Source organism: Rhodococcus sp. NPDC056506 (genome assembly GCF_042794945.1).
Taxonomy (GTDB): Bacteria; Actinomycetota; Actinomycetes; order Mycobacteriales; family Mycobacteriaceae; genus Rhodococcus_F.
In genome coordinates this window covers 138,015-150,392 of the sequence record NZ_JBHTSW010000008.1, presented here as the reverse complement: position 1 = coordinate 150,392, position 12,378 = coordinate 138,015, and the positions used below count along the sequence as shown (strand labels likewise).

At 57.7% G+C, this 12,378-nt stretch carries 9 protein-coding genes and 1 pseudogene; 3 read left to right on the top strand and 7 right to left on the bottom strand.

What is annotated here, in order from left to right; all coding sequences use genetic code 11:
* Positions 1-41: 41 nt before the first annotated feature.
* The 5 genes from ACFQ6H_RS10540 to ACFQ6H_RS10520 form a co-directional block, all read right to left on the bottom strand.
* On the bottom strand, positions 42-1,199 hold the full coding sequence (locus ACFQ6H_RS10540; RefSeq protein ID WP_378539500.1) for a glycosyltransferase family 4 protein: 1,158 nt from the start codon (positions 1,197-1,199) through the stop codon (positions 42-44).
* Positions 1,192-2,967 carry a hypothetical protein gene (locus ACFQ6H_RS10535; protein WP_378645957.1) on the bottom strand — a complete coding sequence of 592 codons (1,776 nt, stop codon included), beginning with the start codon at positions 2,965-2,967 and terminating at the stop codon, positions 1,192-1,194. The genes ACFQ6H_RS10540 and ACFQ6H_RS10535 overlap by 8 nt, the downstream gene beginning before the upstream one ends.
* Positions 2,964-4,673, bottom strand: a complete 1,710-nt coding sequence (locus tag ACFQ6H_RS10530) for a glycosyltransferase family 2 protein (RefSeq protein ID WP_378539566.1) — start codon at positions 4,671-4,673, stop codon at positions 2,964-2,966. Before ACFQ6H_RS10530 ends, ACFQ6H_RS10535 begins: the two co-directional genes overlap by 4 nt.
* Before the next feature lie 82 nt (positions 4,674-4,755).
* On the bottom strand, positions 4,756-6,030 hold the full coding sequence (locus ACFQ6H_RS10525; RefSeq protein WP_378539498.1) for a lipopolysaccharide biosynthesis protein: 1,275 nt from the start codon (positions 6,028-6,030) through the stop codon (positions 4,756-4,758).
* Complete coding sequence (locus ACFQ6H_RS10520; RefSeq protein ID WP_378632333.1) at positions 6,027-6,983, bottom strand: glycosyltransferase; 957 nt, start codon at positions 6,981-6,983, stop codon at positions 6,027-6,029. Before ACFQ6H_RS10520 ends, ACFQ6H_RS10525 begins: the two co-directional genes overlap by 4 nt.
* A gap of 427 nt (positions 6,984-7,410) precedes the next feature.
* Here ACFQ6H_RS10520 and ACFQ6H_RS10515 point away from each other — a divergent pair, with 427 nt between their 5' ends.
* The 3 genes and pseudogenes from ACFQ6H_RS10515 (at position 7,411) to ACFQ6H_RS10505 (ending at position 10,120) form a co-directional block, all read left to right on the top strand.
* A complete protein-coding gene (locus ACFQ6H_RS10515) occupies positions 7,411-8,139 on the top strand; it encodes an endonuclease/exonuclease/phosphatase family protein (RefSeq protein WP_378632330.1) in 729 nt (242 codons plus the stop codon).
* A 136-nt stretch (positions 8,140-8,275) separates the two neighbouring features.
* Positions 8,276-8,836 (top strand): annotated as a pseudogene (locus tag ACFQ6H_RS10510) (serine aminopeptidase domain-containing protein); the annotation flags it as partial.
* Positions 8,837-9,211: 375 nt separating this feature from the next.
* On the top strand, positions 9,212-10,120 hold the full coding sequence (locus tag ACFQ6H_RS10505) for a hypothetical protein (protein ID WP_378632893.1): 909 nt from the start codon (positions 9,212-9,214) through the stop codon (positions 10,118-10,120).
* 240 nt (positions 10,121-10,360) lie between these two features.
* Here the strand turns inward: ACFQ6H_RS10505 and ACFQ6H_RS10500 are convergent, their stop codons facing one another.
* Positions 10,361-11,146 carry a glycosyltransferase family 2 protein gene (locus ACFQ6H_RS10500; RefSeq protein WP_378539495.1) on the bottom strand — a complete coding sequence of 262 codons (786 nt, stop codon included), beginning with the start codon at positions 11,144-11,146 and terminating at the stop codon, positions 10,361-10,363.
* 276 nt (positions 11,147-11,422) lie between these two features.
* A complete protein-coding gene (locus ACFQ6H_RS10495; protein WP_378632327.1) occupies positions 11,423-12,376 on the bottom strand; it encodes a MazG family protein in 954 nt (317 codons plus the stop codon).
* Between the last annotated feature and the right edge of the window lie 2 nt (positions 12,377-12,378).

Below are 12,378 nucleotides of genomic sequence, written 5' to 3'. Positions count from 1 at the left end.
AAAAATCATCCCGGCCCGAACCACGGCACGCGTACTCCCACTCATTTCACAACCCTTCGATAGACGTCAATCAGTCGATCAGCTCGCACCGACACCTCGTGGTTCTCCATTACCGACCTGCGTGCACGGGCCACCAACCGAGTACGAAGCTGGCTGCCATCCAGGAGAGACAGAATTCTCCCGGCCACGTCTGCCGGATCGCCCGGGACGGACAGCAGTCCGTTCTCCCCATCGACGACGTAATCGAGGAAACCGTCGGTCCGACTGGCCACCACCGGGGTACCAACTGACATCGCTTCGATCGCTATGAGCCCGAATGGTTCCCGCACGGAGGGAACGCACAGGATGTCAACCGATCGCAGAACCGACGCAACATCAGACCTGTGCCCGACAAACCTGATTGCGCCCGGAGCCAGCTCGGCAGCTTTTCTGCGAAGGTTCTCGCCATATTGTTCGTTCCCCGGACTCGGCCTACCAACGATCACCAGATGTAAATCTCGACCGCGCGCACGTATTTGGGACACTGCTTCGATCAAGGTGTCGATTCCTTTGACAGGGTCGACGCGTCCGATGACTGCGACCAAAGCCGAGTCAGGAGCGTCCGTCAGCTCAGCTCGCACAGTTGCTGGTCCGGGCGCAAAGGCCACCGCATCGACGGCCTGAGGCACTACGGTCGTCTTGCCCTGAGCAGAATTCGAAAGTTGCTGCAGTGCAGCATTACTCACTGCGATCGAGGCCGAAGCTCCACGAACAGCTGCACTCAGCAGACTACGACCTCGCCCCGGGTCGAGTATGTCGTGAATTTCGAGTACGACAGGCGTTCGTGCCAGCCTGCCAGCCACAACGCAATCCAGATGCGACAACAGCGAATTCGAATGAACGACATCGGCACGCCGAGCATGTCCGAGCAACCTCGAAATCCACGTGACGGACCGCGGGATCTGAGACAACAACGCCGACGGAGACTGGGAAACACCCGAGGCATCGCGCAGACCCACACGCAGTCCATCTGGCATCGGTATGAATTCGAGTCCCATCTCGTTCCACACCTGTTCAAGCTCACCACCAGAGGGCGCGGCCATGACCATATTCACGCCCTGCTCGCGAAGACGAGGGAGCAACCTGATAACGCTGTGCTCGATGCCCGTGACATCACGAGTCAGCGTCGATGCAAGAACTCGCAACCTGCGATCAGCCATCGTTCCCACCCTCATCCTGACCGGCCGCACGTTCAAAGACTACGAATCCATTACCTTCGAGGAAGACTTTCCACATCGGGTCCAACCTCATTCGGGCCTCCAGATTCGGCAGCGCGTCCCGTGGGGAAAGCCCGAAGTACCAGTTGTAGAAGATCATCTGATCGGAGATTGCGAAGTACGTCGTCCGGCGATCAGCAACAAAGTATTCATTGAACGTCTCATACTCATCGTCAGATGCGAAGTCTGCACCGTAGAAGAGAGTCGCAGCCTCCGGCTGCACGTCAAATTTAGGATCGAGACCGGCCAATCGCAGATACGCCTGGGTGGGTCGATCGGGCCATGCGGGCGACGGAAGCCTCAGTACGCCATAAGGATCGGCCGACTCCAGCACCTCGGAAGCGGCCTTGACCACTGCGGGTTTGGTCAAGTAAGCGAACCACGCGCCGAAGTACGCTTCCGATGAAGACAGCGTGACACCGACAAGCACGATACTCGCGATGAATAGCTTTACCCTCGCGGCATTGGACGCACGGAGCACTGCGGTGACCGGAAATGCAAGAAGCAAGGAACAACCTACCAAGGAGTAAAGATACACACGAAAGATCGCTTCACCGCCGTAGCCTTGCCCTGCCAGAATGGCAAGCGGCGCAAATGCGACGATCACGAGAGCGAAGACGGGCATCTTCCTGCGCCACATAACAAATGCCGTGACTGCGGAGGAAACCAACAGCCCGACAGTTAGGAAACGCATCGTCTTACTTGCAAATGCCTGCCCCGCAGTCGGCGTGAGATTCGCCCCGGCGAGGTTGGACTTCGCGTTCGACGTAACGTCGAACGAAAATTTCGCAAAATCGCCTGCGCTATCCCAGTTGTAGACTAGAAAACCTATCGCGATCGCGGCGAATACGAATGTCAACCACCACGGCCGGAACATTCGGAAGACCATGAGGGTCACCACTATTAATCCCATCCAGTACGGAGTGAGTTGGTGCGTGACTACTATCGCGCTGAAGACAACGATCATGACGATGACAAGGTTGGGTCGATCTCGCGAGGATCCAACGAGAGTTAAGAACGCCAGAACAAGGATCAGAGCCAACGCCTGAGGTGCGTAGTAATCCTGCGCCACCCAATTGAGCACTTCGAAGAGAAACGTCGCGGAAATCGCGGTCGGGACATCCAGACGCCAAGCTCTGGCCATGCAGTAGAACAGAATCACCATGAGTAGATGCGCAGCTGTCGCGAACCAGTTCGCAACCGTCACGTCTGGCACCCCCGTAACGCGAGAGAACCAAGCCGTTGCCGTGAATAGGCCAGGCCACCCGTTATACACGTCGACACCTCGCGCCAGGAAATGGCTTCGTTGGATCAGATCCGTGACCCCAAGATGCTTGTATGTCCAGGTATAGAGCGGCACATCCGACGCAATCAGTGTTGCAGTCCTCTGCACGAGCGCAACTGATATCACCGCAAAGAACGCTGCACGGTTGTTTCGTCGCGACATTGCCACTGCGAAGCCAATCACTGACAAAATGATTGCACCGGCAAAGAAGGGCGATGCCGCGAACAACAGCCCGAAATCCGACGCCTCCGCAGTGGACAGCGAGGGCACAGCGATCCACCAACTCGCAAGAGCTGCAACGAGAATCCCCCACGAAACCCAATCTCGCCTCGTCTTCTCGGCTACCGCAACAATCGTCAGCCGGTCCGTCGGAGCATCAGAGGGCTTCGCCGCCGAACGGTCGATACGCTCTTTCAGACTCGTCATGATCGCCGGAACCCCGACAGGACAGATCCGATACGACGTACGACGTTTCCACGGCCGAAACCATCCGGGCGATGTTCGAGGGTGAAGAGTCGAACTAGAGATGCTCCAACCGTAGCGATACTGGGTATCACGAGCTGCGAAAACGGATAGTACTCCTCGACGGTGGTCATCAGAAATGTCATCAGCACGACGGTCGAAATCCCCAAAGCCGGAACAGCTGCAACCCGTACGTACCCTGGCTGATCTGGCATGTACGACATGATTGCCGCACCCGGGCCTATCGCAACGAAAATTGCCACGGCGATGCCAGTGAGAGTGCCGATCGCGCCCAGGCCGGCACCAATAAGTCCACAGACTCCGCCGACCAAACCCAAGACTGCGAGCCTGTGCTCGCCGGTCGGCCATCGCGCATCAACCGTCGCGATCGCCCGACGAATCGGCCTCGCACCGGGAAATTCAACTGCCACCTGACGGCGCGCCGGGCGCGTTCCCCTCGGGAGCAGTGGTCGCCCTCTCAACCCCCCCATACGCGAGCGCAACAACGCTGCGGGACCCCACAACAAAGCTCGACGCTCTATCCAAGGCAATTTGTCAAGATCGGATGGAAGTCGGACTTGACCTTCTTCAGGTTGCGAGACGCTCCCGAAGTGCGAAAGTCCTTTGACCACACGGGTACCCAGCATGATCGCTATTCGTGGATCCATAGCGAGTTTCGTCAACCAGGCTCCCAAGCCAAGGCCGTAGTCGGCCATCTGTTTGTTCAATCCGGCCGGATCGATGCGATGGCGGTGCCAGACTCGCGCAGCAGGTGCGTAGACCAGTGCACCCCCGTCGAGAATGACCCTAACGAACATGTCGATGTCTTCACCGCCACCTGATGGCGATCCGACCCCAAGCCCTTCATCGAATCCACCGAGTTCGAGCATCTTGGATCGTCTTACCGCGAAGTTGGCGCCCGTCCCGAAATCGCCCACACGGAAAGGAAACAGAGCGTCGTGCTCAGGGGGATCTGACAAGCGGTACGTTGTTCTTTTCAGATTCTTCGACCAACTCACGCGACGATCGAAAAACGCTTGAGCAGGAGTCGATACCTCACCTGTCGGTACGAGGCCTGTGACGAGGTGGACGTCGTCCGCGACTGCGAATCCACCGACCAGCTCACGGAGCCAGTTCTTGTCAATCACGACATCGTCGTCGGTAAATGCCACGAATTCATTTGTAGCCGTTAGTAATCCGACATTTCGCGCCTTGGACAATCCAGGCTCTGGAGCGTCGACGATCCCAACTCCGGCGAAAGCGCCCACTATCGGCGGTGTCAAACCAGACGAAGGATCATTGTCCACCACGAGCACATCGTAGTTTCGGTAGTCGAGAGCGGAGAGCGAGGTCAAGACTTCACGGAGCATGTCAGGGCGATTCTTCGTGCAAATGATCAATGTGACAGACACTTCGGGAATCGACAAGGGAAGCACCGGATCGGAATCCGGCAAGTAGGCGAGCAATTCTTTGGATCTGATCATTCCATTCGCGACTTGAGCTTCCACGAAGGCAAAGGATCCGTTGAGTCGGGAGACTAGCAGGCGAGCCTGTGAGTAGGCAGTTCCGCCGGCCAATTCGATGACACTCGCCGAAAGTAGCTCCCACTCGTCGACCTGACCGATCCAAATGGCCCCTGCCCACAGTTCGATTCCGGCAGTCGGCGTCATCACCGGATCGAGACTGGGAAGTCCATCGCGCCGGATATTCTGTGTGGCCGGCCGATCGGAGCCTTGATTCTCATCATGTTCTTCAAACCTCATACTGAAACACCCGCCTTCTTATTGCATCTCGACGCCGAGCTATCCCGAAGACTGCGGCGATGCTTGCCGCCGTCTGCGCCACACCGACAGCAATCGCCGCACCCACTGCTCCCCAGAGAGAGCATGCGAAGGGCAAGACCACCATGAGAAGTCCAGCGAACAGACCGTTGATGACCACCAACGGTCCGATTTCGCGCCTCGCTCGCTGCAACGCAGACCAAACCACGAACATCGTTCTCATCAAAGACCCGATCGCGAGGATGATCACGACAAGCTCAGCATTCAAATCCAGGTACTCCGGATCGAGTATTCCGAAAACAATCGGTGCGCCCAACGAGATCAGCACACCGCCCACAGCGACCAGAAGAGAAACGCGCACAAACAGCACCAATGCCATCTTCGAACCCTCCCTGGGGTTCTTCGACGCGTGAACCACAAGGGAAGTCCCCATGGCGGAGCCGACGAATTCGAGAGTTTGTGCGATGCTCATCGAAAGCGAGAAAACCGCGCCCTGAACTGGACCGGAATAGGCGGTAACGAGAAAAGGCATCAGAAGGATCACTCCGACGCCCATGGCTTGAGTCGGGACAGCCTGCCTGCACATTCTCACGACCTCTGCCGACGCACTGTCTTCAGTCCACAGGCCACGCGGAGACGTGGACGAACGCCGTTCGACGATGCGGCTGATCATCAACCGCATGAACACAACCGAAACTCCGCCTACTACGACCGTCGACATGACCACCGGTTGCCAATTTGCCAACCACACCAACGCGAGAAGAACTCCAATACGGCCAGCACTGACGAGCCCGTTGATCAAAGGCAGTTTCCGCGACTCGTCCAGGCTGGTCAAGGTGCTGTTCTGCAGGATGAACATGCCCCAGACGACAACGCCCGCAAACACCAGGCAGGCAACCGGAGTCGAGCCTCGTACTCCCGGAATGAATGAAACCGCAGAGACTGCTGCAATGACGCCCACAGGAATTGACAATATGTAGAACACACGAAGACCTCGCCGGTATACGGCGCCGAGGCTTGCACCTGCTGCGGGCATCATCGAATTGAAAACATCACCGACACCCGTACCGATTACCATCGCCGGCGCAGTGACGAGCGCAAGCAGCGCCGTCATGACGCCTAGCTCGGCCGGCGGCAGAACTACAGCCGCAACTGCCCAAAAACCCATGCCGAGTGCGGCATTGATGACCTGAGACGAAGCCATTGATGCTGCATCTGCGTAGATCCGCGCCCCTTTGTTCGTCATCGCGACCCTACAAATTGCCCACGCTTGCACACAATGGCGGACAGGGCGCCCATACCTGCCGAGACGATGCCGGCCACTACAGTCGCGGCCTTGGACAGGGAGACGCTGTCACCGAACACATATCTCCGAAGCCCACTGGTGAGAACACTACGCACGTACTCGCGCTCGTCGTCGAGTTCCTCGGAGCCGTTCCGGTCGTTCCGTAGTTCGATCTTTCCTTTTCCTTCGGAATAGCAGCGCGCTAGAAAGAATTGAAATGTGCTGCGTTCGAATGGAATATCGTGATCGATCACCGAGGCCGGCACATACACCCAATGAAAGTCGTCACCGAGTTCCGCCATTCGAATACACAGGTCAGTGTCCTCGGGTTGCGACCTCTCCCCGCTCTTGCCGAACCCGACTCGAAATCCTCCGACTGCGCGGAACGCCGCCGTTCGAACGGCCATGTTGCCGCTCCAGACGTTGCGAACACGGGAGGTCTCGATCGGCATGCCTTGAAACGATTCTCCGACAACCCAACCGAATTCTTCTGGAAACCAACTGGGCTTTGGCGATCGCCATACTGCCCTGTACCGTCCGCCAGTTCCGACGACCCGATCGTCCGCGAAAGGATGGATGAGCTCGGACAACCAATAACTGTCCGCAATCTCGTCGTCATCGATGAAGGCAGTGTAGGGCGTCGAGACGACCGCAACTCCGGCGTTGCGAGCGCCGGACGCGCCCCGTGGCCCGTCCTCGTAGGAGATCACACAGATGCCCGGCATTTCGCGGCGCAAGGTGTTCGCGAGCGCACGATTGTGGTCGACCGCAACGATGATCTCCGCAGGCTGCAAGGTTTGCGCGGCAATCGAATCAACAGCAGCAACGATCCCCTGCAGCCTCTCCATCGAATAGCAAGCCATCACGACGCTTACCGCATCGCTCTTCGAATTGAGGCCATGTCGTGTGAGCATGATCACGTCTCCAATCATTGCGCTGGCCGGATTCCTGTCCCGCCCGCCTCCAGACCACCCCCTAGACACACGGCACCCAAGCTACTTGGTCGCCATAAAAGCCCAGATCGACAGACTTTCAGTCTGTTTATCGGCCAGTTAACTGACGGTTCACCCGCCAACTGTCGTGAGCCAATGTACCCCAGTAACGTCTCAGCGATCATTTCGCCGATACGGTACAACCGAGGTTGTGACGTTTCTGAAATGGGCATGTTGGGCCACGCTCGTCGTGAGCGCAGGGCTTCTCATCCTTCGATACTTGCCGCTACGCAGTCCTGCGTTGCTCTCACTGGTGATCGCGGTGCCATACCTACCGCTCGTAATGGTGCCTGCAACAGTGACATTGCTCGCCACTCGCGAGTGGGTTGGGTCGACCACCGGACTGGCGATGATCATGCTGGCGATCAGCACACAGATTGCGCTCCCTGCCACACCGTCTCGAACGGGCGAGGCCATGCGAATTATGTCGATCAACGTCGCAAAGGGGGCGGCCGACGTAGATGCGGTCGTCGAAGCAGCGAGACTACACAAAGTCGACGCTGTCGCAGTGCAGGAATTGACCCCCGCATTCGCCGCCGCACTGGAAGCCGCGGGGATGCCCGATATTTTCCCGTTCAACGTCATCCGGCCGGACCACGACGCACGAGGAACCGGACTATGGAGCCGGCTCCCGATCAGCGAACCCCGACAATTGAACGGGTTCGGGTTCGCCTGTGTCGCCGGCACCATCGAATTCAAAAATGCCAAATACGACGTGGTTGCGACACATATCACTGCTCCGATCCAAGACCACGACTCTACAAGCTGGATCACCGACCTCGCACGGGTACGTGCACTTCTCGATACGAATCCCAACCCAGTCATTGTCGCCGGCGACTTCAATGCAACCATCGATCACAGACAATTTCGAGATTTGCTACACGATGGAACACAGGACGCCGCGAGGCAGGCTGGCCGGTCCTACAAAGGCACATTCCCCGCGAACTGGTCATGGCCGCCATTCGCCGCTCTCGACCATATCCTCGTCCCGCCTGAACTGACGACAACGGCGTTCGAAACCGTCGAAATCACTCACTCCGACCACCTCGCTATCGTGAGCACACTAGTAGAGCGCTGACAGGATTCGACTTCTCGCAACTATGTGGCAATTCTCAAAACAGACCTGTATCTTGTTTTTGGGCAGATTAAGTGTCCCGAGGTATGTTCTCGTTTGAGAGCATCCCTTCAGTCCACTCGGATGCATAAGGATTCAGATGCAGTTAGCACGCGGCCACACCGAGCTGGCGAGTTCGACATGCCATATCGGGTCGTCACCGAACGCTGCTGGAAACATGACCAACACCGACATCAGCGCACTCACTTCACATGCTGTCAGCGATGGTGGAAAGTTCACAACTTGGTTCGGTAAAGAGTCGTCGCCATTGTTCGGCACACTGCACGTACCGTCCGGGGGCACAGCACGCGGAGGGGTCGTGCTGTGCCCGCCGATCGGAAAGGAACACGTCGACTCCTATCGCGGCCTCATGCTCCTGGCCCAAAAGCTTTGCTCAGAGGGCATGTTGGTCCTTCGGTTCGACTACCGAGGCACAGGCGACTCGTCGGGAGAACAGACCCGAGAAGACGCTGTAGAAATGTGGGAGTCGTCGGTCTCGGAAGCTGCTGAGTTTCTCCGCTCTTGCGGAGTCAACGAGATCATTTTGATCGGTCTCCGGGTGGGCGCATTGGTCGCAACTTCCGCGGCGTCGCGGATACAAGCGGTAACCACGCTGGTTCTTTGGGACCCGGTCATCCGTGGGCGCGCTTTCGTACAGCAGCAGAAGGCTTTGAATCGGCTCACGGCCATCGCTGATCCAGACGATCCACTCGTCCCGCTCGTCGGCATGTCGATTCACCCATCGGCTGCACAACGTCTTTCAGGCATGAATCTCGCTGGGCTACCAATCGACCCTTCAATAAGGGTCCTGGTTGCTTCCCGGCCAGAGCACGCCGAAACCGCGCAAGTAGTAGAACTCGTGGAATCGCTGTCAGCCGAACACGTGGTCGTCGACGGCCAAATCCCCTTCATCGAGCCAGTCGACTTCGCAATCCAAATACCATGGCGTACAGTGTCTTCCCTGGCGAAATGGGTTGACAATTCGACACACTCGCGAAGGACAAGTGTCACTGCAAATTTCCGTCATTCCGCGACGATGTTGGACAGCCGGTTCAAGATCCCGATCACCGAATACATCTCCCATGTCGGCTCGAACAATATGCTGACTGTCCACACAGCACCCATCACAGGTGCCCCAGGCGGCCCGACATTGGTTCTGTACGGCACCGCATCCGAGCACCGGATCGGTCCCAGTCGCCTATGGGTCGAGTTGGCACGGGAGTTGGCTGTCTACGGGATCACGACCATCCGCTTCGACCGAACTTCAACTGGTGAGACGACCGTGGCGCAGGATCAGGAAATAAGCACCATCTACACACCCGAGCAGCGCGCCGATGCAGTAGACGTAGCCAGAAACGTCTGCGTACGCCCAGAAAATCTGGTTGTTGCGGGTCTGTGCTCCGGATCATGGAGCGCTGCGATCGCTGCCGCAGATCTCGGAGCAAATCGAGCAATACTCATCAATCCGCTTCGGTGGACTACCCGACAACTCGAGTTCACGCGAAGCCAGTCCCTCGAGCATGCAGAAAGCGCAAAGGCAAACGTCGCGCTCCGAGTACACAACTGGGCTGTCAAGTCCAAGGACAAGATTCGTGACCGATTGCCATATCGGGTCTGGCTCGCCTTGGGACAAATCGGTCTCGTGCAAGTACCAGAGGTGCTCCTCGCGCCGTTGGCTGAAGCAGGCGTCGCAACTACAGTGCTTGTGTCACCGACCGACGAAGAATGGTTTAACGAGAATCGCGGTCCCAGCGGGGTCCAACGCCTACGGAATGCGTCCGGCAGTATTGAGATTGGACAGCTCGCGCAGGGCGATCACGCTCTTATCGGTCCGAGGATTCGCGCCTCTGTACGCGAGGAAATGACGCATTCGATTTTGTCCACATTTGGAATACCTCATTCGCGAGCTTACGACTACCTCAACGCCGCAGCAAGCGGTGAGTGACTCGACTCAGGAGACTACTGCTGCGCCGATATCGCCTGCATTCGCACAACCCGCAATCGCTCCCCGGACGCAGGTGATGGTGGGCGTCATTTGCGTGTCCGCAGCGACACTGCAGATCGGAACCGGTGGGACGAGATGTAGACATTCAACAATGTTGACACATCCGGATCGTCTCGTAGGACGATTGGACGTGTGAAGGCCCTCCCGCCTCGCAGACGGAAGGGCCTTCGTAGGTGCCGACTACTTTGCGCGAGCTGTCTCTCTCAGCGGGACCCGACGCTCGCTCCGGATGGTCCTCAGTACTCGAAATCCGTCACGTACTGCATTGAGATTGCTCTCGCCAAAGATGCGGTCACGCTCGTAGCTCGGTACTTCGGATATTTTCAATCCCGCGTTGGCTACCCGAACATTGATCAGAGTTTCGATCTCGAACCCGTCTCCCCACTGCGCCTCGGCAGTACCCGTCTCTGGCAGGTTCATTACGGGGATGTGGCGGCGCCAGAATGCGTTGTAGCCGTAGCAAAGGTCGCTGAATGACGCACGGAACTTGATGTTTACGATTCCATTCAACGCTTTGTTTCCGAGTTTGCGAGAGAAAGTGATGTCATCGCTTCCCCCTCCTTGCGCAAACCGTGTCCCCTTGGCGAAGTCGGCTCCCCGCACCAGCGCCTCGACGAACAATGGAATTTCCGCAGGATCCGTCGAACCGTCGGCATCGATCATGACGACAATGTCACTCGTTGCCGCCCGAAATCCGCATGCAAGTGCGTTTCCCTTGCCTCGTCTCGTCTGGGTTACGATCGTCGCCTGCGGCCACAATCGCCTGGCAACATCTACCGAATCGTCGACCGAATGACCGTCGACGAAAACGATCTCATCGATTCCGTCAGGCATCCGTTCTGCGACGTATGGCAGGTTTTTCGCCTCATTCATCGCTGGCACGACAACCGTCACAGAGGGTCGCTCTGAAGCCGGTGCGTGCTCCTGCTCGGATATCTGGATGCGGTCAGTTGTGTCCACGCTCATTGGTCCTCTGTCTCCCCGGTTGCGTCCCCCGCCAGATCTCAACAACGGCGAACGATAGCTTCAAGCAAATAGTTGGCGAATCGCCGAACGCCCCGTCGTCCGACAGTGACTGGCTCGCCACTCGCTCGACTTGTACCGAACCAACGGTTGGTACTCCTAACCGCACCCTCAGAGCAGTACGGTTCGCTTGTCTGGAGATAAACATACCTTGAGTTTGTTTATTTCGCAGCCTCAAGAGCAGGTGATGTTCCCCTCAGCTACAAAATGGCAATCGGCTCAATTGAATCGTCGAGATCGCCATGCGTCAGCCCACCCTGCAGTCGAGCGAGCCGAAGACTCCTCGCCCCGCACTTTCACCGGTTCACTCGCCGCCGCCCGCAACATCGACTCAGCAGCGCGGAAGTGTTCAGCGAAGCGCTGAGCCTCGCGGCGAAGAGCCTCGTCAGCCTCGAGTGACCGAGCAACCGCTTCCGACAACTCAACTGGAACCAAGTCCTCAGGAAACCCGCCACGAACAGCCCTCTTCACATACTGTTCAGCCAACATCACTGCGGGCTGACTCTGCGCGATGCCGTCGAGTTCGGAGGCACGCAACTTTTCCTCTGCCTTTCGCTGATCCCAGGCGCGCTCCTGCGCTGCAATGTCGACCGACTCCGAAGGTTCGCCGGACAGGTGTGGACTCCGGTGGCAAAGTTTGGCCACCAGTGCTCTGGCAATTGTGTCAATGTCAACTGTCCCTGCAGTTGGCCCGCACTCCGCTATCCGAGCATGGAACAACACCTGCAGCAGGAGATCCCCAAGCTCTTCGTTCAATGCCTCACTGTCGCCGGCCAGAATCGCATCGAGCACCTCGTACGTCTCTTCCAGAAGATATCTGGACAAGCTCTCATGAGTCTGAGCAACCTCCCAGCCTCCAAAGCTCCACATCCGATCCATCAACGCAGTCGCTGCGACAAGTGCGTCGCCCTTGACTGGTTCGCTGGTAATCAAACGGGCACCAAGTTGGAGCCTGGTGCGCGCCGCCTCACATTCGAGGTCGGTCGTCACCAACACCCGCGCACCCGAGAACGAGTCGGTAAATCGGATCCGAATGTGCGCCGGCACATCTTCGGCAATCTCGACCGGACCGCTGAGAGCAGTCAAAGCCTCGATTGGAACGGACATAGGACGGAACGGATCGAGCACGACCACGATCGCACGTTCGTCGTCATCTGATGTTGCCTTCATCATGC

Excerpts from the sequence above, each read along its gene's own strand:
- ACFQ6H_RS10525 (WP_378539498.1), bottom strand. The coding sequence starts at position 6,030 with ATGACGAACAAAGGGGCGCGGATCTACGCAGATGCAGCATCAATGGCT.
- ACFQ6H_RS10500 (WP_378539495.1), bottom strand. The coding sequence starts at position 11,146 with ATGAGCGTGGACACAACTGACCGCATCCAGATATCCGAGCAGGAGCAC.
- ACFQ6H_RS10505 (WP_378632893.1), top strand. The coding sequence starts at position 9,212 with ATGTTGGACAGCCGGTTCAAGATCCCGATCACCGAATACATCTCCCAT.
- ACFQ6H_RS10520 (WP_378632333.1), bottom strand. The coding sequence starts at position 6,983 with ATGCTCACACGACATGGCCTCAATTCGAAGAGCGATGCGGTAAGCGTC.
- ACFQ6H_RS10515 (WP_378632330.1), top strand. The coding sequence starts at position 7,411 with ATGATCATGCTGGCGATCAGCACACAGATTGCGCTCCCTGCCACACCG.
- ACFQ6H_RS10535 (WP_378645957.1), bottom strand. The coding sequence starts at position 2,967 with ATGACGAGTCTGAAAGAGCGTATCGACCGTTCGGCGGCGAAGCCCTCT.
- ACFQ6H_RS10495 (WP_378632327.1), bottom strand. The coding sequence starts at position 12,376 with ATGATGAAGGCAACATCAGATGACGACGAACGTGCGATCGTGGTCGTG.
- ACFQ6H_RS10530 (WP_378539566.1), bottom strand. The coding sequence starts at position 4,673 with ATGACGCCGACTGCCGGAATCGAACTGTGGGCAGGGGCCATTTGGATC.
- ACFQ6H_RS10540 (WP_378539500.1), bottom strand. The coding sequence starts at position 1,199 with ATGGCTGATCGCAGGTTGCGAGTTCTTGCATCGACGCTGACTCGTGAT.